Annotated in this window: 15 protein-coding genes; 3 read left to right on the top strand and 12 right to left on the bottom strand. The window is 63.4% G+C overall.

The window, feature by feature from the left end; genetic code table 11:
- Positions 1 to 567, top strand: a 567-nt coding sequence (locus tag IRZ24_RS04635; RefSeq protein ID WP_297160781.1) for a hypothetical protein, incomplete at its 5' end; no start/stop codon positions are given.
- Positions 568 to 701: 134 nt separating this feature from the next.
- Here IRZ24_RS04635 and IRZ24_RS04630 read toward each other — a convergent pair.
- From IRZ24_RS04630 to IRZ24_RS04580, 11 genes are all read right to left on the bottom strand, one after another.
- Complete coding sequence (locus IRZ24_RS04630; RefSeq protein WP_297160780.1) at positions 702 to 2402, bottom strand: NAD(P)/FAD-dependent oxidoreductase; 1701 nt, start codon at positions 2400 to 2402, stop codon at positions 702 to 704.
- Between the two features lie 22 nt (positions 2403 to 2424).
- Positions 2425 to 4254 (bottom strand): YCF48-related protein, encoded by a 1830-nt coding sequence (locus IRZ24_RS04625; RefSeq protein WP_297160783.1) that lies wholly within the window; start codon positions 4252 to 4254, stop codon positions 2425 to 2427.
- 226 nt (positions 4255 to 4480) lie between these two features.
- Positions 4481 to 6166 carry a TCP-1/cpn60 chaperonin family protein gene (locus IRZ24_RS04620; protein WP_297160779.1) on the bottom strand — a complete coding sequence of 562 codons (1686 nt, stop codon included), beginning with the start codon at positions 6164 to 6166 and terminating at the stop codon, positions 4481 to 4483.
- Positions 6163 to 6882 (bottom strand): hypothetical protein, encoded by a 720-nt coding sequence (locus tag IRZ24_RS04615; RefSeq protein ID WP_297160778.1) that lies wholly within the window; start codon positions 6880 to 6882, stop codon positions 6163 to 6165. The genes IRZ24_RS04620 and IRZ24_RS04615 overlap by 4 nt, the downstream gene beginning before the upstream one ends.
- A gap of 280 nt (positions 6883 to 7162) precedes the next feature.
- On the bottom strand, positions 7163 to 8197 hold the full coding sequence (locus IRZ24_RS04610) for a carbohydrate ABC transporter permease (protein WP_297160782.1): 1035 nt from the start codon (positions 8195 to 8197) through the stop codon (positions 7163 to 7165).
- 83 nt (positions 8198 to 8280) lie between these two features.
- Positions 8281 to 9222: a sugar ABC transporter permease gene (locus IRZ24_RS04605; protein ID WP_297160777.1), complete on the bottom strand. Its 942-nt coding sequence runs from the start codon at positions 9220 to 9222 to the stop codon at positions 8281 to 8283.
- Between the two features lie 399 nt (positions 9223 to 9621).
- On the bottom strand, positions 9622 to 11316 hold the full coding sequence (locus tag IRZ24_RS04600; RefSeq protein WP_297160776.1) for an extracellular solute-binding protein: 1695 nt from the start codon (positions 11314 to 11316) through the stop codon (positions 9622 to 9624).
- Between the two features lie 374 nt (positions 11317 to 11690).
- Positions 11691 to 12833, bottom strand: coding sequence for an ABC transporter ATP-binding protein (locus tag IRZ24_RS04595; RefSeq protein WP_297160775.1), 1143 nt, complete (start codon positions 12831 to 12833; stop codon positions 11691 to 11693).
- Complete coding sequence (locus tag IRZ24_RS04590) at positions 12830 to 14143, bottom strand: ABC transporter ATP-binding protein (protein ID WP_297160774.1); 1314 nt, start codon at positions 14141 to 14143, stop codon at positions 12830 to 12832. The genes IRZ24_RS04595 and IRZ24_RS04590 overlap by 4 nt, the downstream gene beginning before the upstream one ends.
- 175 nt (positions 14144 to 14318) lie before the next feature.
- Entirely contained in the window at positions 14319 to 15425 is a 1107-nt protein-coding gene (locus tag IRZ24_RS04585) for an ABC transporter ATP-binding protein (RefSeq protein WP_297160773.1), read from the bottom strand.
- A gap of 356 nt (positions 15426 to 15781) precedes the next feature.
- Positions 15782 to 16870, bottom strand: coding sequence for a LacI family DNA-binding transcriptional regulator (locus IRZ24_RS04580; protein WP_297160772.1), 1089 nt, complete (start codon positions 16868 to 16870; stop codon positions 15782 to 15784).
- 342 nt (positions 16871 to 17212) lie between these two features.
- Between IRZ24_RS04580 and yicI the strand changes: the two genes are divergently transcribed.
- Both yicI and IRZ24_RS04570 read left to right on the top strand, forming a co-directional pair.
- The gene (gene yicI / locus IRZ24_RS04575; protein WP_297160771.1) at positions 17213 to 19639 is read left to right on the top strand and encodes an alpha-xylosidase; all 2427 of its coding nucleotides are present in this window, start codon (positions 17213 to 17215) and stop codon (positions 19637 to 19639) included.
- 38 nt (positions 19640 to 19677) lie between these two features.
- Positions 19678 to 21699: a beta-galactosidase gene (locus tag IRZ24_RS04570; RefSeq protein WP_297160770.1), complete on the top strand. Its 2022-nt coding sequence runs from the start codon at positions 19678 to 19680 to the stop codon at positions 21697 to 21699.
- A 1-nt stretch (position 21700) separates the two neighbouring features.
- On the opposite strand, the gene IRZ24_RS04565 is transcribed toward IRZ24_RS04570, so the two are convergent.
- Positions 21701 to 22762: alpha-L-fucosidase (locus tag IRZ24_RS04565; RefSeq protein WP_297160769.1), on the bottom strand; the 1062-nt coding region annotated here is incomplete at its 5' end.

Genomic DNA, 22762 nt, shown 5'->3' with positions numbered 1-22762 from the left:
CTGCGCGAGCTGCAGAACGCCTTTCAGCAAGCCCAGCTTATCCCCGTTGACCAAGGAGCGCGAGAGAGCACACCATCTCAAGCGCAAGTCTATCTGCCCCACGCCCCCGGTTCCCAGGAAGAGCGCTGGCAGCCTCTGACACGCGTCACCAGGCTGTCAGCGGGGCGCTACCTGTTGCGCAGACCAGACCGCTGGCAGCCTGGACGTTTCCAATATAGCATCGCACTCCTGGATCAAGGGCGGCTTCTGCAGGAGTCCCATCCTTGGGAGGAGATAGACATTCCCCGTCTCTGCTACGCCCTCGACCAGGCCGCCGGCAGACGGACAATCGCCCGCTGGTATGGCCAGGCCGGCAGCGAGACCCTCACGCTGCACCTCGAAAGCCACCTGCCCCGACGCGAGTACCGCCTGCTGCAGGCCGTTGGCGAGCGGCTGCCAGTCAGCCCAAACAGCACATGGCGCTACTGCTGGCGCGCCATCGCCCGCAGTGATCTGCCGCTCGTCGCCCAGGCCCTGCAGTCGCTGGGCATCACCAGCGAGCATCAGATCACTGCCAGCACAGGGTGAGATGACCACGCGTCTCCAGCCCCGGGCAGCGCAGCACGACGAGACAACAGCCGACACAACAACAGGCGACAGCTCGCAGCATCTCAGCCTCAGGAGCGCCCCCTCTTCCGCGCTGGTCGAGCATTTCACCAGCATCAGGCCAGGACGCCAATCATCTCTAGCTGCACGACCAGATCAAGGCCTGAGCGCAGCGGCAAGCGCTGCGTCTGGGGCAGAGCCTGCAGAGCCTTCACTGTCTCCTCCAGATGGGCCAGCGTATGCGCGCCATCGAAGAGCGAGAGCAGCACCTCCTCACCAGGATGCAGGTCCAGATAGCGCTGCGTCCGCCGGTTGACCACCCGCCGCGTCTGGCGCACAGCCCCCTGATAGTAGTAGAGGCCATCGCACAGCTCGGCATCCTTAAGGTGCAGCGGACGCCCCTCGTACTGAGCGGCCAGCTCTTCGCGGCAATAGGGTGCGCCAAAGAGGCCGTTGACAAGCTGCTGCGCTTCATGCAAGGGATAGCTGCCAAAGAGACTGAGCGACTCCGCCCGCGTCGCATAGCCCGAGGCCAGACGCGTGAAAGCCTGGCGATCAGAGAGGTTCAGCTCACTGCCGCTGCGCGCCAGAATGCGCCGCGCCTGCCAGAACCAGCTTTCCAGCGAAAAATTATTGCTGTACCAGAAGGCCGCCATGTCGCGATAGGCTTGCAAATAGGTGCGATAGGTTTGAGCATAAAATTCCCAGTAGCGGCGAATCTCCTCAGCGTTACTGGTTGCAAAGCTCGATACCAGCGTATAGGCCGCCTTCTGCCCCAGCTCATGGGCCAGCATCACGCCCGAAGAGAGGATCGGGTCGACAAAGCCCGCCGCGTCGCCGACCATCGCCCACCCGGGCCCGCTGATCCGGCGACTGCGATACGACCAATCTTGAATAGCACAGACATCGCGCCGCTGATCGGCGGCAATGCGCGTCAGGTGAGCCTCCTTGAGGAGATCGCGCACTTCGTCACAGGCCTGCAGCTCTTCCAGATAGAGCTGCTCTGGTCCCTCGGGCAGCTCCTTGAGCGTCTGGCGATGGGTCACAAAGCCCACGCTCATCACATCGCGCTTCAGAGGGATATACCAGATCCAGCCGCGCGGCGTGGTGATGATACAGATGCGCGTCAGCTCCGGATAGCCCGTATACTCATAGAGCCACTTCGCTCCCTGCCAGTAGGCGAAGAGCGCATAGTTGTTCATTTGGGGATCATACTCGCGCAGCTTCAGCGCATGCCCAATGAGAGCCTGCTGTCCGCTGCAGTCGAGCAACCAATCGCAGTGAACCGTCTGCAAGCCACGCCCATCGACAAATTCGACACCGATGGCGCGCGGCCCCCAACCATCTCCGTCCGAGACCGAGCCCGGCTCCTGCTCCCAGAGGACGCGCGTCACGCGCGCCCCCTGGCGTACCTCGACTCCCAGGCTGGCCGCATGGCGCAGCAGCAGCTCATCGTATTCGGCGCGCCGTACCTGCCAGGCCCGCGTGTAGAGCCGTGGCAAGCGCTTGCCCTGGGCCACGAGCTGCGAGATCAGTTCATCGAACTCGAACCCCCACGGCTCGCGGTTGCGGCCCCAAATAAAGGTTGCCCCCAGCTTCTCCAGAAAGCCGGCATTGGCCACCTTCTCATAGGCGCCCATCTCCTCTAAGACCGGCGAAGCTCCCGCCAGCAGCGATTCGCCCACATGATGGCGAGGGAAAATTGCCCTTTCCAGCAGGAGCAGACGCAACTGCGGTGCATAGCGGCGGGTCAGGGCCGCCACCGTGCTGCCCGCCGGCCCGCCGCCTATAATTACCACATCATAGTGCCTGGTCATCGCTCGCTCAGGCCTCCTTTCCCTAGAGGCTTCGCTGACAGATCACCCCTCCGCTTAACAAGGCCCAAAGCCTGGTTGAGGTACAGGCGATATCGGCAATGCGCACCAACGGCAGCCCCTCATGCTGAGCCTGCCAGCTCTGGCCCAGATCATCCGATCGGAAGATGCCGCCGCCCGCCAGCACAAAGAGCAGGCGCCGATCTGCCCACTGACACGAGACCACGCGGCGAATACCTCCACCGCCATGACCCACGGCGCTGCGGCGCCAGTTCCCGTCGGGCGTCGCCAGCAGCAAGATATTGCCGACGCCCAGCGCCAGCGGCTCAGCGCAACTAGCTACCAGCGGCCAATTGGTATCGGCCTCCAGACCGCGTATCCAGTTACTGCCGTCATCGGCCGAATACCAGAGGCAGACATGGTACTGCCGCGGATCGTAGGTCGCTGCTACCAGATGCTCAGGAGTGGCCTGCAGAGCCGCCAGCAGCGCTACGCCAAACGGCGGCGTCAACTGGCGCCAGCTCGCCCCATCGTCGGCGCTGTGCCAGAGGCGCCGACCATCGCCGCTGGCCACCCAGATGTGACGCGCCCGCCCTGCGCCCGCCCAGGTGATCAGTGTATTCCCCTCCAGCGGCTCCGCCAGCAAGAGCTGATGCTCTCCACTGGCCGGCCAAAGACGCAGCAGACCCTCGGGACCCGCCAGGAGCAGGGCCTCCTCATCGAGGGCAGCCCAGCCCGTCAGCGGCAAGGTCAACCCTTCCAGGCGACGCCACTCCGTCCCCTCGCTCGTCCCGTCCAGCCTCAGCCTGGCCTGCAGCGGCGCCGTATGGGTTCCCAGCAGCCATAAGCGCTCACCCTGCGGCTGCAAGCGCAAGAGATCATGCAGCGGCGGCGGCGGCAGCTCCCGCCAGTGCTGACCATCGTCCTCGCTCACCAATACCCCCCCATCGCTGCCAGCATAGAGTCGGCCCTGCCCTTGACGGCAGATATGCACCGGGCGTCCATCAACCGTCTGCCAATGGCTGCCCCCATCGGTCGAGCGTAGCAGACCACGCTGGGTTCCCAGCAGAAGCGTCCCCGCCTCGCTGGTAAAGAGCGAGAGCGGCTGCACCCCTTCCAGACCATCGACTGCCGGCAGCGGCTGCCAGCCTTCACCTTCGGCATTCGCCTGCAGCAGAGCACCACTTTCTAGCACCGCCAGCACCCCCCCGCTGGGGAAGCGCGTCAGCGCTTCCACCACTCCCTCGCTGCTTTCCAAGACGCGCCGCCAGCCACGGCCACCGTCGCGCGAGCGATAGACGCCTTCATCGGTTGCCGCCAAGACCGTCAGCCTGTCCAGCCAGAGCAGATCGGTAATCTCCTGACTCTGCAAGCCAAAGGAGACATTGCGCCAGGTGCGCCCACCATCGCTACTACGCAGCACCCCATTGGCCAGGGTCCCGGCCAGCAAGGTATTGTCACTGGCAAAGCCCGGTGAGGGCGCCAGCGCCGTCACCCCGACACTGCCATCTTCGATTTCAGCGCGCTGCCAGCCGGCCCCCCCGGTCAATGAATAAGCCAGACCCCCGTTGCCGCCCGCCAGCAACAGATTGCCATAGGCCCAGAGCACCGTCACCGGCGCCGGCGGTAAGAGCACCGGCCCCGCCTCCCAGTTGCCGGCCTTCTCGCTTGGAGCGTCAGCAGCGGGCCGATAGCAGGCGATGCCTCCCAGGCCACCGGCCCATAGCCGTCCCGGCGCCGGCGCCAGCGCATAGACCGGCGTTGGCAGAGCCGGCGCCACCAGCTCGCGCCATACCTGCCTTCCCTTGTCCTCTGCTGCGCCTTCGTCTGAGCTTCGCCTCGTCTCTTCTGTCATCCAGTTCAAAGGCAGACACCTCCTTCTGCTCTTCCCTCTTGCTTGTTGGCTTGCTCGCCTACGATCGGCCTAGAGCAGCGCACCAGGCCACGGATGCGCCGCCCCAAGCCTCTTGTCATTATCGCAGAGGGGCGCAAGCTCGCAAGCCCCTTTCCACGGCAGGCAAGCAGACCAGGAGGCAGCAGCACCAGGCGCAGCACTCAGCACCAGGCAAGGCCCAGCCCTATCAGGCGTTAAAGACGACCGCATCGGTCGTCAGCAGCATCGTCGCCAGGCTCACCGCCGCGCGCAAGGCCCCGCGCACAATACTACAGCAATCAAGGATGCCCCGCTCCCACATCGAGACCACCTCACCGCGCAGCGCATCGAACCCATAGTCGGCCCCCCGACGCCGCACCTCCTCCAGCACTAGCGGCGGATGGACCCCGCCATAATTGCGCACAATCTGCAGCAATGGCTCCTGCAGCGCGACGCGCAGGAGCTCAACCCCACAGCGTTCGTCGTCATGACAGCAGGCGGCACGCGCCTCCTCCAGCGCCGGCAGGCAGTTGAGGAGAGCCACACCCCCACCGGGAACCAGTCCCCCCTCATAGGCCGCCTCCAGCACGCGCAGAGCCTTCTCAGCCTGCTCCTTCCTCAGCTCCAGCTCGTGCTCACTGACCGCCCCGATTTTGAGAATGCCAATCCCGCCCGTCAGACGCGCCAGACGCAGGCGTAAAAATTCCCACTCGCTATTTTTGCCCCGCGGAGCCTCGCGCAACTGAGCGCGCACTGCCGCAATGCGCTCCTGAATGTCACGCCGATGCCCCTGGCCACCAATAATGGTCACTCCTGTAGGCGTCAAAATAGCCTGCTGAGCATGACCAAGGTGCTCGCGCCGAATATGGCGACAGAGCGTCCCCGTTAGCTCCGAGAGCACCACCCCACCTGTCAGGGCCGCGATATCGGCCAGATCATCGTGTACAAGCGTCGCGCCACTAGAGAGCACCAGCAGCCCGAGCGTCAGCAGGCCACGCACATGATTGGCCGTCAGCATGGTCAGAGCCGGCCCATCGATGGCGCGGGCGATCAGCAGCAAGGGCGGGCGACATGGCTCGGCTAAGGCCAATTCAAGGATGGGTAGGACCTGCTCAACCTCGCGCAGCTCCTCATCGGCCAAGACAATGGCGGGCTGGCGCAGGATAAGAGCGGCCTCGCCCTCTGGTAAAAGCGCACGCGCCGGAATATAGCCGTCCCATTTGCCTCCGCGAATATACTCGTGATCAAGACCCGGCCTGGGCAATTCCTCAGTGACAATGGTCGAGCATGGTCCCAGCACCTCGAACATGCGCGCCAGCACCTCGCTCAGCTCTCCGTCGCCTGTCACCCCCAGAACCAGGGCCTGTACCTCCTCGCAACGCGTCAGCGGACGCGCCTGCCGCTCCAATGCCCTTTCAACCGCTTCGATAGCCCGCTGAAGCCCACGCGCCAGGGCTGAGGGGCTGGCCCCCGCCGCCAGCAGACGCGCGGCCTCATGCACTAAGGCCCGCACCATGACCGCCGCCAGCGCTACCCCATCCCCATAGCGCTCGTGTAGCTCTAGCGCCATTTTGCGTAACAACATCGCCCCCAGATTGTCGCTGCGCCGCCGCAGAGCAATGACACGCCGCGCAATGGTGCTGGCATCAGCCAGGACCTCACATTCGCTGCGGTTGCGCTCATTGAGGACCAGCGTGCGCGCCGGCCCTAAAGTGAGAGCCAGAGGCCGAGCCAGCAGGTCAACCCCCCGCACGAGCAGACGCAAGGCCCGCGGCAAGAGGATCAGCGAGGGCTGCTGCGCTACGCGCCGCAACTCGGCCACCAGCCGCCGCGCCTCCGCCAGTCGATAGCCAGTTGTGACATCCCGCGGATCACGCGGCTTGATCATCGTCATGGTACGCCTACTTTCAACTCACCCCGACGCACCAACAGCACCAGCGTGCGCCGCCAGAGCAGGAGCGCCGCCAGCACTGGGGCCATCAGGAAGAAGCCCGCCACCGAGAGATAGCCAATAAGCATCACTACCAGCGCCAGGAAGAGAGAGCAGGCCGTCGCCCATGGATAGCGCCAGGCCAGTCGCAAGGCCCACCGCAGCAGCGACCAGGCCCCCTGCCGTGGCTCCGCCACAAAGAGCGGTCCCCAATAGGCAGCACTAAAGAGCAATATCAGCAAGGCCAGACGCAAGACCACATCTAAGAGCAGGAATTGAAGCGGACTCACTACCACGATAAGGAGACAGAGCAGACCACAGAGGCCGGGCAACGGCGCCAGCGTCCAGAGACTCGGCAGGGCCAGGCGCCGCAGCTCATCGCGCATTATTGCTAGATCAAGCGGCTCCTGACGATTCAGACGCGCTACCCCGCTAAAGAGCAGAGCCGTTGCCGGCATCAGCGCCAGAGCGCTGTAAGCCACCAGGAGCAGGCGCAGCCCCAGCGGCAGGACCGGCCAGGCCAGCGCCACGAGCGCCGGCATCAACTGCAGCGCCCAGCCGACATTGAGCGCTACTATCCGCTCCAATTGGTCGCGCAGCAGAGCGAACGCTCCCCAGATCGGACGGCGCAGAGTCTCCTGCGAAAGGACATCAGCCTCAAACTCTTCAAAAAACGGCATCGTCCCTGTTCTCCCTCCAGCAGAAAAGCACGATCCAACAGCAAGAGACCGGCACGGCGGGCAGGTAACCAGGTGGACGACCCACGCCTCAGACCGACCAGCATGCCAGTCGACCCGACGCTCCCCCTGTGTCCCCATACCCGTCGTGCCCCGCGGTACCCATTCACGCCGGCCAGCCGGAGACTCGCCGACGTCTTCGCTATTCCCCGGCTGACCCCAGGACCAAGCCGGCCCGCCAACCAGACAGCCCGCTAGAGCGTTCAGGCCTGGCCGGCAAGAACTATTTCAATCCCTGGATACGCACACCGCGCAGCAGATACTCGCGGCAGAGAATAAACATCACAAAGATCGGAAAGGTCTGCAGCAGCGCCAGCACCATCAGGCCATTCCACGACAGGCCCGCCGCCAGCGCCGAACGCATGGCCGCCGACTGGCTCAGCGCCGTGGCACGATCCATCACCCCTGAATTAATGAAATTGTTCATGACCGTATAGATCGCCAGCGCTGTCGGAGCTTTGTCGTTGCTCTGGATCACTAACTGTGGCCACAGGAAGCTATCCCAGACGGCATAAAACTGAATCCAGGCCACTACCGAGTAAACCGGAATGCTCATCGGGAAGACAATGCGCCGGAAGATGTTGAATTCCGAGCCACCATCGACACGCGCCGCCTGCAACACCGAGTCAGGGATCGTATCAAAGTAGCCCTTGAAAATCAGATAGTTGTAGGCGTTGAAGATACCAGGCACAATAATGGCCCACGGCGTATCGTAGAGCGAAAGCGTCGGGAACGGCTCGTCCGTGCCCGGTATCGTAGGAATGGAGCCACCTGGCAGCGCAAACGGGAAATTGAGAGTGAGAAAGAGCAGCGGGATCAAGAGCACCGCCAGCGGGATCATCAGCGTGCCGATAAAGAACAGGAAAGTCCAGCGCGCACGCCGCCCACGCAGCAGCTTGCTGGTGGCATAGGCGGCCATCGAGGTCACCGGGATCGAGATCAGCAAGGTCACAGATGTCATAAAGAAGGAGTTCCAGAAATAGACCCAGAACGGTTCACCGGCTGATCCAGCCAACAAGGCCCCGGCGCCACTGTTCTCCGCCCACTGAAAGATCAGCTTCCAGGCCGCCAGCGTTGGATGCAGCGGCCAGAGCACCGGCGTCGTCGAGAGCGTCTCTTGCGCCGGTGTGATCGAGGTCACAATCATGATGTAGAAAGGTAAGAGATGAGTCAGCACCCCCAGCGCCAGCACAATCACCATCAACCACCAGCCCAGCCTCAGCAACGGCTGCTTTCTGCCGACCTTCGGAAAGAGCATAGACACAACAAACACACTCCTTCTGCTACCTGCTTACTGCTGGTCTGCTGGCTCGCAGCCCAGACGCGGCGGGCCAGACCAGACTAGGCATCGGGGTCCTCCTTAAAGAAAGTGCGGAAGAGCACCACGATCGTAAAGATTGCCAGGAACAGATAGATTGACAGCGCCGTGGCGTCAGCGTAGCGCTGGTTCTGGATGTAGGAGAAAAGGTAGAGCATGACTGTGCGGCTGGCCCCTTCGGGCTGGCCCCCAGTCAGGATCTGCGGCCAGGTGTAGTCTTGTAGCCCCTGGATGATGCCATAGACCAGCATCACCGCGATCACCGGGCGCAGACGCGGCAGGGAGACTGTCCAGATCTTGCGCCAGAAGCCAGCCCCCTCGATCTCCGCCGCTTCAAAGTAGGAGCGCGGAATCCCCTGCAGGGCCGCCATGTAGGCCAGCCCAGCTACACCCGGCCCCGCCACAACGACCGATGGGAAGACTAGCCAGAACAGTACCTGATGCGGATCATTGAGAAAGGGCTGATGCGGCAAATGCAGAATGTCCGTGGCAATATATTCGAGCAGACCATACTGCTCATTGTAGAGGTAGCGCCATAGAATGCTGTTGGCAATGACGCTGATGGGCAGAAACCAGAGGATCATCATCCAGCGCATCAGGCGCGGCGGTAGCTCCATCAGAAAGATGGCGATCAGCAAAGGAAAGACGAAGGTCAGAGCCACCAGCATAGCGCCGTAGATAAAGGTGACGCGAAAGGCCTGCCCCACCAGCGGATCATTCCAGACGCGGATATAGCTCTCCAGCCCAGTGAAGTGGCTGGGCAACATGGGCTGGGCATCGGTCAGGCTGATCAGAAAGGCCATCAGCAGCGGATACCAGCCCCAGACCAGTTGAAAGAGGGCCGCCGGCAGCAGAAAGAGCCAGGTCTCTAGCCGACTGCGCCGGCGCAGGCGCGGGGCCTGGGCCGGCTGGGCCACCTCGCTTCCGCCCACAGGCGCCGCTACCTCGGTTACCGGTTCAGACATTGCTCTCGCGCTTCCTTCCATATCGTACAGCAATAGCTTCTTATGAAGAGATCTCCAGGAAGTTGCCCGTTCGCTCGCTCGTTGGGGCACCTACGCGCACACAGCACCTGAGTCAGGGCCACGCGCTCGGCTCTGGCGACTGACCGCGCCTTCCCCAGAGGCCAGGCGCCTGGTACAGGCAGCACTGGTCAGCGTCGTCACAGCAGACAGCCCGAGGCAGAAGCATGCCAGTAGCTCGTTGCTCTCCTCTGGCCAGGAAACCGCCGGAGATGAACGCGGGCAAGGACTGGCAGGGCTGGCGGGTCCGTCGGGGCCCGGCTCGCCAGCCCTGCCAACCAGCACAGCGACACTGGCCCTGCGCAGGAGGCCGGGGAGGGTCATCTGCTGACTGACTGCACCTCAGCCGCCCAGGGCCGGCAGGACCTTCTGCAGATACCAGGGGTGGAACAGCTCCGCCGAGTAGAGCGGCGCGTACTTGGCCCAGAAGGCGTCTAGATCGGCAAAGAACTTTTTGGCGCTGGCAATAAAGGTATCCTTGGGCACACTCGACGAGAGCGAGGCGAACTGCGCGTTCTGGACAGTCTGCAGCTTCATGAGGACCGCCGGAATGCTGTCCTGCGTGTAGGCCAGACCGGAGTTGGCATCGTTCCAGGCGTCGCCCGTGGGCCCGGGATTCTGCTCCGCCGGGAAGTAGATGCCAGGATCAGGCAACTGCGGAATGGCTGCAGCAGCGTTGACCGCCTGCATCGTCAGCTTGCCCCAGGCCTCTTCAGCCGTGCCCTTGATCCCGTAGTTGATCTGCAGCTTCGACATCGGCGGGATCTCAAGGAAGACATCTTTGAGGTCATGGGTGACCTTGTAGATCTCCTGACGCTGCTTGACTAGCTCTTCGCCGATAATAAACTGCACCAGGAAATCAAAGGCCTTGGCCAGAGCCGGCTTGTTGCGCTGCAAATGAGGATCAATAGAGCCAATAGCCGAACCGGCCTGCGTGGCCCCGAAGGAGCCGAGATAGCCGATGGGGTGCGAGATCCAGCCAACAACCTCCTCAAAAGGCTTGCCAACCTTGACGGCGATGTTGATAGCGCTCGTCGGATCGGTGACTGGACGCGTGAAGAAGCCGGTGTTGTTGGCCATCATGGCTACATCACCACGGGCAAAGGCCTGGGCCACGTCGCTGTCGCCAGTCGAGAGCGAGGAGGTGATCGACTTGTCAGTGAAGTACATGCCACGCCAGTTCTCGATGACTTGCTCGTACTGGCTGAGCCAGGGCGTGAGGTTGTAGCGCCAGGGCCAGGCATTGGAGGGCGTTGGCTCCAGGCCAAGCATGCCGTAGCCGGTGGGACCAGAGTTGAGACCGTTGGCCTGCAGGCTCTGGTCAAAGACATAGAATTGCAAGGCCGCCCCTTTCATCTTGGGGGTGGTCAGGGCTTTGGCTAGCTTGCGGAAGTCGCTCCAGGTCCAGCCCGGCGTCGGCTCTACCAGACCGGCCTGCTGAATGAGGTCGCGGCGGAAATACATGCCATCGCCGGCGCCATAGCCGCCCGGCGTGCCATAGTAGCGCCCGTTCACCTTCCAACTCCGATAGACGGGCAGATAAATATCAGTGAGCTGGCTCTCTAGCCTGGTGCTGATCACCAGATCGGTCACGTCCGCCGCCAGACCACGCGCGAAGGCGCTGCGCACCACGTTGTTAATAAAGGAGCCAAGAATGTTCCCTTCGAACCAGGTGGGAGCGGTGCCAGCGGCAATGGCCTGCGTGACCGCGGACTGGCTCCAGATGTTGGTGTCAGTATGCTTGATTTTGACGCCGGGATTCTTTTTGAGCCAGTCAGCCAGAGCGTCGGCATAGGCCTTGAGGGTGATGTTGCCTTTTTGCTGCTCAGCCGTGGGCATGGCGTCACCCGGCCAGCCATTGGTGAGAAAGGTGACGTTGACGACGGTGTTGGAGCTGCTCCCTCCACAGGAGGCCAGCAAGGCCCCACCCGCCAGGGCGACGGTCCCCGCCGCCGCAGTGCGCAGAAGCTGCCGACGCGTCAGGGTCCTCTCAGGCGAGATGAGCGGCTCTAGAAGGATGCGCGTTTCGTCAGCCATGATGTCCTCTCCTTCTTCGGAAGCTTTTGTATTGATATGGGTCCATCCGTTCATTCTGCATCTGAAGCCTGTAGGCTGCCTCCTCGTTGGTTCATGCCTCCATTGTAGACGCGCTGCCTGCCTCCGCTTGTCCTTCCAGCCCTCGTCGTTGCTTGCCTCGCCTGTCGTCGCAGCGCCCGGCCCGCTTCCCTGGCCGATCTCGCTGGGGCCTACCTGTCAGGGCTGCTGTACATGAGATCAACCGAGTGTACGGTCAACTGGGCTGGCCTGCCATTGTCGCTGTGACTCAAGTCCCAGTGTTGGGATCGCTCCCATAACTCTAGTACTAGTGTACCTGACAAAAGGATAACTGTCAAGCTCTCTATGGCATCACTCTACTCAACTTGTAGCGCTCGCTCAGAGTGAGGATCGAAAAGCGTTAGATGACGCGTATCAATCCCTATCTGCAGCCTGCTTCCTTCCTCGGGCAGGTCTCTCAGCTCTTCTGGCTCGGGCCAGACGGCCACCAGGCGTGGCGCCGGCTCCTGGGCTGTCTCCAGCTCTAAGGTGACCTCGATCTCACCGATGAGCGCCTCGACCAGCAGGGCGCGAGCGCTGCAGCGGCAGAGCTGATCAGGCGTGCCAGTCTGCTCCAGCTCCCAGGGCGGCACAATCTCGCGCGGGCGCAGGCCGACGATGATGGCCGGCTCCTGGCGTGCGTTTAGCACCTGCTGCCAGGCTGCATCGAGGGGGAGACGCAGCTTGCCGAGTGCGCAGGCATAGCCTCCCTCCTCGTGGACGATCTGGCCCTCGAGCAGGTTCATGGGGGGGTTTCCCAGGAAGCGGGCCACGAACAGATTGGCGGGCCGCTCTAGCAGCTCGTTGGGGCTGCCGACCTGCTGCAGCCGGCCCTCAGCCATGATGGCCAGACGGTCGGCTAGGGCCAGGGCTTCGCTCTGGTCGTGGGTGACGTAGAGGCTAGGGACGCCGCGCAGGCGATGGACCGCCAGGACGTCGCGCCGCGCTTGATGGCGCAGGCGCGCGTCGAGGTTGGCTAATGGTTCGTCGTAGAGAAAGACGTTGGCGTCGCGGGCCAGGATGCGCGCCAGGGCCACGCGCTGCTGCTCGCCGCCGCTGAGGGTGTCGATGCTGCGCCGCAGTAGCGGGGTGATCTGCAGCTTCTCGGCGGCCTCCAGTACGCGGCGCTGGATTTCGTCTTTCGGCAGGCGGCGGTTCTCCAGGCCATAGGCAATGTTGCCGTAGACGTCCATGCTCGGGTAGAGACCATAGTCTTGGAAGACCATGCCGACATTGCGCTGCCGCGGGCTAAGATGGGTGATATCTTCTCCCCCTAGCAGAACCCTCCCTTGATCAGGTCGCTCGAGACCGCAGATGATGCGCAGGACGGTGGTCTTGCCGCTGCCCGAGGGGCCAAGCAGGACGAAGAATTCGCCGTCTTCGATGCGAAAGCTGACGTGGTCGACGACGCTGCGCCCGTCGTAGCGCTTGACAAGATCCTGTACTTCGAGTGTGCTCACGCTTGCTCTTCCCTCTCTGTGCTGGCTTCGCTCGTTTGCTGTTCTTTCGCTGGCTCTTGCACCGTTGCTTTGCCTTGGCGATCCGTCTCGTCCCCGGCTGATCGTCCGTTGACCGCAGCGGGTACGGGGACGGCAGCCGCGGGCACGGGGACGGCAGCGGCAGCCCCGTGGAGCAAGGCCCGCCCGTCCGCCGGGTCAAAGAGGTGGATCTTGCGCAGGTTGACGGCCAGGGGGATATCGCGCCCGAGGTAGCTGCCGGGCAGGCGCGCTTTGAGGGTGGCGACAAAGTCGCGCGGCGTCGGTTCCAGGGTGCTCAGGTAGACGGTGCAGCCACTGACGGTCGGTTCGATGACGTTGACGAGACCGCGGATGGTGCTGTCTTCGCTGACGGCAAAGTCGGCGCGCCGCGGCGGCTGCAAGTGCTCGGGGCGAATACCTAGGGTGAGACGCTGCCCCAGATAGGGAACGACCTGCGTCTGAAATTCTGCTGGCACGGGCAGGCTAAAGGCCGGATGGACAAGACGCAGGCGCCCGCCGTGTTCGGGACGCTCGTCGGGACGGACTTCGACCTCAAAGAGGTTGATGCCCGGTGTGCCGATGAAGAAGGCTACGAATTGGTTGCAGGGCCGCTCGTAGAGATCGAGGCCGCTGCCAACTTGCTGTAGTTTGCCGTCGCGCATGACGGCAATGCGGTCGCCCAGGGCCATCGCTTCAGCCTGGTCGTGGGTGACGTAGACCGCCGGCTGCCCTTTCTGGCGGTGTAGGGTCAGGATGTCTTCGCGCGCCTGGTGCCGGAGCTGGGCGTCAAGGTTGGCCAGCGGCTCATCATAGAGATAGAGGGTGGCGTCGCGTACCATCGCTCGCGCCAGGGCCACGCGCTGCCGCTCGCCACCGCTGAGCTGGCGCGGCTTGCGCCCAAGGAGGTGCTCGATGCGAAAGAGACGGGCGGCGCTGGTGACGCGCTCATTGATGAGGCCTCGGGGCGCATGTCGGGCGCGCAGACCGTAGGCGATGTTCTCGAAGACGGTCAGGTGCGGAAAGATGGCGTAGTCTTGAAAGACCATAGCGACGTTGCGGTCGCGCGGACGGATGTCGTTCACCAGGCGCTCGCCGAAGTAGATGCGCCCCTCGCTGACCGGCTCCAGTCCGGCCAGCAGGCGCAGGGTGGTGGTCTTGCCACAGCCGGAGGGGCCGACAAGAACGAAGAGTTCGCCCGGCTGGATATGGAGAGTGAGGTCGTCGACGACGGCTCGTTCGCCAAAGCGTTTGACTACGTGCTCGATGACGATGCCTCCGCTGGCCAGTCCCATAGGCTGCTCCTTTTCCTTCTTTTTCTCCTTCCGCTCTGATTGTCTGCTTGATCTTGGGTGCCTGGCGCGCACTTGCGCCTTGGCGGCTGCTTTGCCTGCTCTGCGGCCTCTGTCGCTCGCTGCCGCGGGTCGGGCTTTGCTGATTGAGCGCAGGCAGTGACCTGGGCGCTCAGGCTCAGAATAGCTCGGGGGGGCCTGGGCTGGCCAGGACGCGCTCATCGTCGGCGGCAAAGTAGAGAAGCTGCTCCCAGTCGGGACGCAGGCGCGCCAGGCCGCTCTTGCTGTCAGCCTGCTCCAGGGGCAGAGAGACGGTGACACGCTGGCCGAGCCAGTGACCGTGGACGATGGCGATGCGCTCAGTGGGAATGCGTTCGCTATGGCTGATTTCCAGCGGCAGGCCGTCCGGCTGGTCGCGTAGCCAGTGCTCGGCGCGCACGCCGAGCCGGAGGGGACCCGGCGGCAGGCGCTCGGCCAGCTCAGGGGGCAGTGGCCAGCTCTGACCGGCCATGTGGAGGCGACCCTCGCTGACGGCGGCGGGGAGGATGTTGAGCGGCGGGCTGCCAATGAAGGTGGCCACAAAGAGGTTGGCAGGACTGTAGTAGAGGTCGTCAAAGCTGCCTACCTGCTCGATGCGCCCCGCCCGCATGACGGCCAGGCGATCCCCCATGAAGATGGCTTCTTGCTGGTCGTGAGTGACGTAGAGGGTGGTGACCCCAAAGGTGCGTAGGAGTTTCTTGATTTCGATGCGTGTCTTTTCGCGCCGCTTGGCGTCAAGGTTGACAATGGGTTCGTCCATCAGGAAGATGGTAGGGTCGCGGACGATGCAGCGGGCAATGGCTACGCGCTGCTGCTCGCCACCGCTGAGGGTCTCAGGGAAACGCCCTAGCAGGTGCTGGAAGTCAACGCCCATTAGCTCGGCGGTGCGTCGAACACGCTCTTCCATCTGCTCATGGGTGTAGTCGTGGTGCTCGAAATAGTAGGCCAGGTTCCCCTTGCTTTTCATGGCGGGGTAGAGGGCGTAGTCTTGAAAGACCATGCCGACACCGCGATCCTGGGGCTTGATGTCGGTCATGTCGATGTTGCCATAGTAGATGCGCCCGTGGGTGGGGAATTCGAGGCCGGCCACGATTTTGAGCAGGGTGCTCTTGCCACAGCCGGAGGGGCCAACAATGGCCAGGGTCTCGCCGTCCGCTACCTCCAGGGAGATGTCGCGTAGGGCCGGCTGGCGCCCCCCGGGGCCGTCGTAATCCTTGACGATGTGTTCGAGTCGCAGGCTGGTCATGCCTGTCTTCCTTCCTCCCTGAGCTGCCCGGTGGGCCGGCCCGGCGTGGGCCGCTCTCTCCTTGCCCTGGTCGCCCTTCCCATAGGCCGACTCCCGGCGATTCCTTTCCGCTGATGGTGCGTTCCGTTCTATTCCGCTCCGCTCTCCCGGCTCCAGACCCTCTTTTGGCCGTCCCTTGGTCCGGTGGCCAGAGGCCTGCTGCTCACCCCGCTCAGGCGGTGGCTGCCGCGCCGCACTGGCCGTTTACCTGAGATTCTGTATTCTGTATTCTCTGTGCGCCGTTGAAAACAGGCCGGCACTGGCATGGCTGGCTGGCTCGGGACCGGGCTTCTCTCGCGGGCCGGTTGGCGCTTGAGCTAGCTGGGCTGCTGCAGATCACCCGCCGTTGGCGCTGCGGCTTTGACCTCGACACTGGCGGCGACCCGACGGCGGTAGCCACAGGATTCGCGAATGATGAGGCTGGTGGGCAGGATGATCTGTGCGCGCTCGCGCCGGTTGTGCTCCAACTGATCAAGGAGCAGCTCGGCGGCGCGTGTGCCCATCTCCACGCAGGGCTGACGAATGGTCGTCAGCTCGGGAAAGATCATGGTGGTCTGGAGCAGATCGTCGAAGCCGACAATTGCCAGATCATCGGGCACCTTGAGGCCGCGCTCCTGGACGGCACGTACGACACCAGCGACCATCATGTCATTGGACGAGAACAGGGCGGTCGGCGGCTCCGGCAGGTCGAGAAAGCGCCGCGTCCAGGCGTAGCCGCTGGCTGGGGTCCAGTCGCCATCTCCGACCAGGGCCTCATCGAAGGGGAGGCCGGCAGCAGCCAGCGCCTGTCGATAGCCCTCGAGGCGCGCATGGGTACAGACATCTTTGGCTAGCCCTTTGAGCATGGCGATGCGCCGGTGCCCCAGGGCAATGAGATGCTCAACGGCCACGCGCGCCGCCGCGACGTTGTCGACGTCGACGTACTGCAGGTCCTGGTCATCTTCAGGGTCATGCCCAACGCGCACGTAGGGCATGCCGGCCTCTCGCAGCATGGCGGCGCTGCGGTCCTGGCGGTCGCTGCTGATGAGGACTACGCCGTCAAAGTGCCGTCCGCGCAGGAGGCTGAAAAAGGTGGCCTCGTCCATGTCCTGCCGCCCGATGAAGAGCATCGGGGTGTAGCCCCGCTGGGCGCATACCTGGCTCACGCCGCGCGCGATTTCGGCAAAGATGGGGTTGCCAAAGAGATGATGGGCGTTGTCGGGCAGGATCAGCCCGATCAGGCGCGTCTTGCGCATGACAAGCTGGCGCGCCGCCGCCTGCGGCGCGTAGCCGTAGCTGTTGATGACCTCTTGTACGCGGTCCCTGACGCTCGGCCTGACGTTGGGTTGCCCGTTGAGTACTCGCGACACTGTTGAGCGAGATACTCCGGCAATGCGCGCGATATCTTCAATCGTTAATTGCGACATGAGCCAACCTGCGCGTGTTCAGGGCAGTTACACGTTTACTTTTGGCTGAAGTATCGTGTACAATACCTCGTGGGATCGCTCCCATGACGTTGCTATGTGCAAGCTTACCCGATTCGCCTCCTCCCTGTCAAGGGGTGTCGCTCCGGCCCGCTCGGGCGCTCGCTCTGTTCGCGCTGTCGCCCAGCGGCGACCCGGCTCGGGTTGGCTCGGATCGGATTAGATGGAAGGCGGTCCGCTCCAGGCCGGGCGCCGTAGGGCCGGTGAGGACGGTCGGGATGGCTGAGGACAGGATGTCGGCACTATCGGACAAAGCCACTATGCATGGAAGAAGGAGTTGTCTTCATGGCAGAGCCGGTTCCTTTGCTTCCGTACAACCTGTATATGACTGAGCCGCCACGCTTGCCGGTGCGGGGCCCGGACGATGAGGGCGGCCCCGATTATGTGGTGGAGGCCTCGCTGCTGGAGCGCGCTGCGCACAGTGTGCGACTGCAGGGGCGCACGCTCAGCGGCGGCACGGTCCTGGTGACGCTCAGTTTGGTGGCCGATGGGATCGTGCGCGTCGTGTTGGAGGAGGAGCCTGATCCGACCCGCATTCGCCTGGCGCGTGATCTGCCTCCACCCCCGGCTGAGGCTCCGCTGCGGGTCCAGGAGCAGGCGACGGGCCTGGCTCTGCTCTCCCCCTCGCTGCGCCTGGAGGTGACTCTGCGCCCCTTCGGCCTGCGCTTTCTGGATGCCTCTGGCCGTACGTTGCTGGCTCAGAATTATAGTGAGCTGACAAATGTGCGCATGAAGCTGACGATTCTGCCCTTCGGGCTGAGCCGCGTCAATGGTCAGCGCGTGGCTTTCCACGATACGTTTACGGCGGAACCCGATGAGCATTTCTTTGGGCTGGGCGAGAAGTTTACGGATTTCGATAAGCGCGGGCAGCGGATTACGACCTGGAATTGCGATTGTGGCGGGGCTTTCAGTGAGCGCGCCTATAAGAATGTGCCGTTCGTGGTCAGTTCGCGTAAGTATGGGATCTTTGTCGATAGTCCCTGCGCCGTCGATTTCGATATGGTCGCCAGCAATACGGCGACGTTTACGCTGATTAGCCGCGATAGCGCTCTGGATTATTATGTGATCGCCGGGCCGGATCTGAAGACGATTATTACGCGCTATGCTTCGCTGGTGGGCTTCCCGATCTTGCCTCCTAAGTGGGCTTTGGGCACCTGGATTTCGTCGGGCTTCCAGCGCGATAGCGCCGCCCAGGTGCTGGAGCGGGCGCGCCTGATCCGCGAGTATGATATTCCTTGCGATGTGCTGCATCTCGATTGCTATTGGCAGCGCTTTGGGCGCTGGTCAGAGGTGCAGTGGGATGAGGAGCGTTTTCCTGATCCGGCGGGCCTGATCGCTCAGTTGAAGGCTCAGGGCTTTAAGGTCTGTTTGTGGATTCATCCCTATCTGGGAACGGCTAGCGAGCGCTTTGCTGAGGGGGCGGCACGCGGCTATTTTTTGAAGAATGCCGCCGGTGAGCCGTATGTGGCCGATCTGTGGGGCGGCTTTCATCCGCCGGTGGCGATGTTGGATGTGACGCACCCGGAGGCGGTGGCCTGGTTCCAGGGGCTGTTGCGCGAACAGTTGCGCCTGGGGGTGGATGTCTTTAAGACGGATTTCGGGGAGGGTATTCCGACGGATGTGGTGGCTTATAGTGGAATTGCGGGCGAGCGCTTGCATAATTTGTATGCTCTGCTCTATAACGATGCGGTGGCTGAGGTGACGGCGCGCGAGACGGGCCGCGCGGGCCTGGTCTGGGGCCGCTCTAGCTATGCTGGTGGTCAGCGCCATGCCGCGCAGTGGAGTGGCGACCCCAATGCGACTTTTACGGCGCTGGCTTCGACTTTGCGCGGTGGCCTGAGTATCGGGATGTGCGGCCATGCTTTCTGGAGCCATGATATCGGGGGCTTTACTGGTCACCCCTCTCCTGAACTGTATATCCGCTGGGCTCAGTTCGGTTTCTTTTCGCCGCTGACGCGCGCTCACGGCAATAGTTCGCGCCTCCCCTGGGAGTTCGGCCCGCAGGCGCTGGAGATTTTCCGCTTCTATGCTCGCCTGCGTTATCGCTTGTTGCCGTATATTTATACGTATGCCTGCATCGCGGCCCGGACAAGCCTGCCGCTGCTGCGGGCGATGGTGCTGGAGTTCCCCGATGATCCGGTGACTTATACGCTGGATCTGCAGTATATGTTTGGCTCTGAGCTGTTGGTGGCGCCGCTCTATCGCGCCGGTGGCGAGCGCCCGGTCTATTTGCCCGCCGGGGCCTGGATCGATTTCTGGAGTCAGGCCGTGCTGCAGGGGCCGACGACGCTCCAGGTTCGTGCGCCGCTCGAGCAATTGCCGCTCTATGTGCGCGCTAATGCGTTGATTCCTACAACGGAGCCGGCGCCGTTTGTGCGCGAGGAGCCGTTTGCGACGGTGCTGTTTGAGGCCTATTTGCTGCCGGAGGGGGCCGGGTCGTTTACGCTTTGCGATCTGGATGGGGAGACGACGGTGACGGCGCGCTTGCAGGGGACGACGCTGGCGATCGAGGTGGCGGGCGCTAAGCACCGGCTGGGGCTACGCCTGGTGCCGTTGGCCGGGCAGCCGCCTGTTGAGCGGGTGCTGCTTAATGGTCGGCTCTGTCCGCGCTGGCAGGGAGCGGCGGCTCAGGCCCCGGCCCTGGCCGAGGCGCCGGCTTCGGTCTGGTTCCCCCTGCCCGATGGGGGGATACAGGTGACGGTGGTTCTCTGAGATTCGTCCTGTCTGGCATCATGTCCAGGAGGCGATGCATGGAGGCCTTTGCTCCGTTGAATCCGCGTGCTCCTTTTATCTGGTACGGTGGCGATTATAATCCTGAGCAGTGGCCGCGCGCTGTCTGGGATGAGGATCTGCGTCTGATGCAGGAGTGCCGCTTTCGTGTGGCGACGGTGGGTGTCTTTAGCTGGACGGCCCTGCAGCCGGCGGAGGAGCGCTTTACCTTCGGTTGGCTCGATCAGGTGCTGGATAAGCTGGCGGCGGCGGGTTGTAAGGTCTGTCTGGCAACTCCCAGCGCGGCGCAGCCGGCCTGGTTGTCGCAGCGCTATCCCGAGGTGCTGCGCGCCGATGCGACGGGCCGCCGTCGCCATCATGGCTGGCGCGTCAATTATTGTCCGACGTCTCCGGTCTATCGCCGCCTGGTCGCTCAGATGGCGGCCAGGTTGGCTGAGCGCTACCATGCTCATCCGGCCCTGGTGGCCTGGCATGTTTCGAATGAGTATGCGCCGGCCTGTTATTGTGAGCAGTGTGCGGCGGCTTTTCGCGACTGGCTGCGGTCGCGCTATGGTAGCCTCGATGAATTGAATCGCCGCTGGTGGACGCGCTTTTGGAGCCATACGTATACGGATTGGTCGCAGATCGAGCCTCCCTATGTGAATGGTGAGGGGTCGATTCATGGGCTGACGCTGGATTATCGTCGCTTCCAGAATGAGATGCTGCTTGAGTGCTTTAAGCTGGAGCGCGAGGCGATCCGACAGTTTTCGCGCGATGTGCCGATTACGACGAATCTGATGCGCTTCTATCGCGAGCTTGATTATCGCCTCTGGGCGCGGGAGGTGGATGTGGTGGCCTGGGATTGCTATCCTTCTGTCGAGGATGAGCCGCTGGATATTGCGTTGGCTCACGATTTGATGCGTAGTCTGCGCGATGGGCAGCCGTTCTTGCTGATGGAGCAGTCGCCCAGTAGTCAGAATTGGCAGCCGTACAATACGTTGAAGCGGCCCGGGGTGCTGCGTCTGCAGAGCTATCAGGCGCTGGCTCACGGGGCGGAGTCGGTGATGTTCTTTCAGTGGCGGCGCAGTCGTGGGGGAATTGAGAAGCTGCATGGGGCGGTGATTGAGCACAGTGGGCGCAGCGATACGCGCGTCTTTGCAGAGGTGCGTGCTCTGGGCCAGGAGCTGGAGCGCCTGGGGGCGCGTACGTTGGGCGGGGTGACGCCGGCTCAGGTGGGGCTGCTCTTCGATTGGGAAAATTGGTGGGCGCTGGAGGATTGCAGCGGGCCGGTACGCGAGAAACGTTATCTGGAGACGCTGCGCGCTCATTATGCGCCGTTCTGGCGGCGCAATGTGCCGGTCGATCTGGTCTTTGCTGATTCGGATGTGGGGCGCTATCGTTTGGTGGTGGCGCCGCTGCTCTATTTGCTTAAGGAGGGGTTGGCCGAGCGCCTGGCGGCCTTTGTGCAGGATGGGGGGACGCTGGTGACGACCTATCTGTCGGGGATGGTGGATGAGTGCGATCTGGCTTTCGAGGATGGCTATCCGGGGCCGCTGCGCCATGTGCTGGGGATCTGGAACGAGGAGATCGATGCGCTGCCACCAGGGCGGACGAATCGTCTGGTGTTGCACGATGGGCGCGCTTTTGTCTGCGGTCATGTCTGCGCGCTGATCCACAGTGAGGGGGCCGAGGTGCTGGGCCGCTATGGCGAGGATTTCTACGCGGGGCGCCCGGCTTTGACGCGCCATCGGGTGGGACGGGGCCAGGCTTTCTATCTGGCCTGTGAGCCGGAGGCGGCTTTTTTGGAGACGTTCTATGGGGAGCTGCTGGCGGCCCTGGGGATCGCGCCGGTGCTGGAGACGCCTCCGGGTGTGGAGGCGACGCTGCGCCAGACGGCCCGTGAGCGTTTATTGTTCCTGCTCAATCATGGGCGGGAGCCGGCGACGGTCTCTCTGCCGCCGGGGCGCACTTTTGAGGAGCTGCTGACGGGCCGCCGGCTGAGCGGCTCGTTGATCCTGCCCGCTCTGGAGGTGGCCATTCTGGCGGAGCCGCTTGGGTCTTAGTTTAGCTGGCGGGCAGGATCTTGAGGGCACCGCCGCGCTCGCCCGGCGGGTCGGCGGGTAGGTCGATATGCAGGCCCTGGTCGTCGCGCCTCCAGGAGAGGGGGGCGTCTCCTCCTAGGAGATGGATGGCGCCGATGCTCTGCGGGTAGTGGGGGCTGCCGGCGGCCAGGGCCTGGATGCTGATGCGGCCTTGCCGCGGCCAGACGGGCAGCAGGACGTAGAGAGCTGGCCCGCGCCGGGTGAAGCGCAGGTCTTGCTCGGTAAAGGTGGTTTGCTGGCTCTCGCTGAAGGGGCCGGCGGCGCTGGTGGTGGGGCCTTCGCCGTGGAGGTGCCAGGGCTGGCTGTCGTAGATGGCTTCGCCGTTGATGGTTAGCCAGCGCCCCAGGCGCCGCAGGAGGTCGGCCTCCGGCTCGGGTATGCTGCCGTCGGCGCGCGGGCCGATGTTGAGCAGGAAGACGCCGTTTTTGCTGACGGTGTCGATCAGGTCGTCCAGTATGGCCCCGAAGGGCTTGTAGTCTTGGGCGATGGTGTAGCCCCAGGAGTTGCGGGCAAGGCTGGTATCGGCTTGCCAGACGCGCGGGCTGATGGTGGGCCGGCGTCCGCGCTCGATGTCTTCGACAGCGCTGCCTTCTTCAAAGGCACCTTCTTTGTAGGTGATGACGACTTCTTGCCCCCAGTGGGCGGCGCGGTTGTAGTAGTAGGCGGCGAAGCGGGCCAGGTAGGGGCGGAAGGCGGGCCGTGAGATCCACCAGTCGAAGTAGATGAGGGCGGGCCGGTAGCGTTCGACTAGTTCGTAGAGCCGGGCCAGCCAGTCGGCGAGAAAGGCGGCGTCCGGCGGCTCGTCTTCGGGCCGCGCGGGACCGTAGAGGTCGGCGTATTGGGGGTCCTGGACGTCGCTGGGGATGGCTCTGCCGCCGTTGAAAAACCACCAGTGTTCGGCGCGGTGCGAGGAGAGGCCGAAGGTGAGGCCGCGGGCGCGTACGGCTTCGGCTAGTTCGCCGATGATGTCGCGGCGCGGCCCCATGTCGACGGCGTTCCAGCGTGAGAAGCTGCAGCGGTACAT

This window comes from Thermogemmatispora sp. (genome assembly GCF_019683755.1).
Classification (GTDB): Bacteria; Chloroflexota; Ktedonobacteria; order Ktedonobacterales; family Ktedonobacteraceae; genus Thermogemmatispora.
The sequence above is the reverse complement of the archived record's forward strand: the minus strand, read 5'-3'. Positions and strand labels throughout refer to the sequence as shown.

Bases quoted from the DNA above. Each gene is read 5' to 3' on its own strand.
- IRZ24_RS04610 (WP_297160782.1), bottom strand. From the start codon at position 8,197: ATGCTCTTTCCGAAGGTCGGCAGAAAGCAGCCGTTGCTGAGGCTGGGC.
- IRZ24_RS04605 (WP_297160777.1), bottom strand. From the start codon at position 9,222: ATGTCTGAACCGGTAACCGAGGTAGCGGCGCCTGTGGGCGGAAGCGAG.
- IRZ24_RS04600 (WP_297160776.1), bottom strand. From the start codon at position 11,316: ATGGCTGACGAAACGCGCATCCTTCTAGAGCCGCTCATCTCGCCTGAG.
- IRZ24_RS04620 (WP_297160779.1), bottom strand. From the start codon at position 6,166: ATGACGATGATCAAGCCGCGTGATCCGCGGGATGTCACAACTGGCTAT.
- IRZ24_RS04625 (WP_297160783.1), bottom strand. From the start codon at position 4,254: ATGACAGAAGAGACGAGGCGAAGCTCAGACGAAGGCGCAGCAGAGGAC.
- IRZ24_RS04580 (WP_297160772.1), bottom strand. From the start codon at position 16,870: ATGTCGCAATTAACGATTGAAGATATCGCGCGCATTGCCGGAGTATCT.
- IRZ24_RS04615 (WP_297160778.1), bottom strand. From the start codon at position 6,882: ATGCCGTTTTTTGAAGAGTTTGAGGCTGATGTCCTTTCGCAGGAGACT.
- IRZ24_RS04630 (WP_297160780.1), bottom strand. From the start codon at position 2,402: ATGACCAGGCACTATGATGTGGTAATTATAGGCGGCGGGCCGGCGGGC.
- IRZ24_RS04570 (WP_297160770.1), top strand. From the start codon at position 19,678: ATGGAGGCCTTTGCTCCGTTGAATCCGCGTGCTCCTTTTATCTGGTAC.
- IRZ24_RS04590 (WP_297160774.1), bottom strand. From the start codon at position 14,143: ATGGGACTGGCCAGCGGAGGCATCGTCATCGAGCACGTAGTCAAACGC.
- yicI (WP_297160771.1), top strand. From the start codon at position 17,213: ATGGCAGAGCCGGTTCCTTTGCTTCCGTACAACCTGTATATGACTGAG.
- IRZ24_RS04585 (WP_297160773.1), bottom strand. From the start codon at position 15,425: ATGACCAGCCTGCGACTCGAACACATCGTCAAGGATTACGACGGCCCC.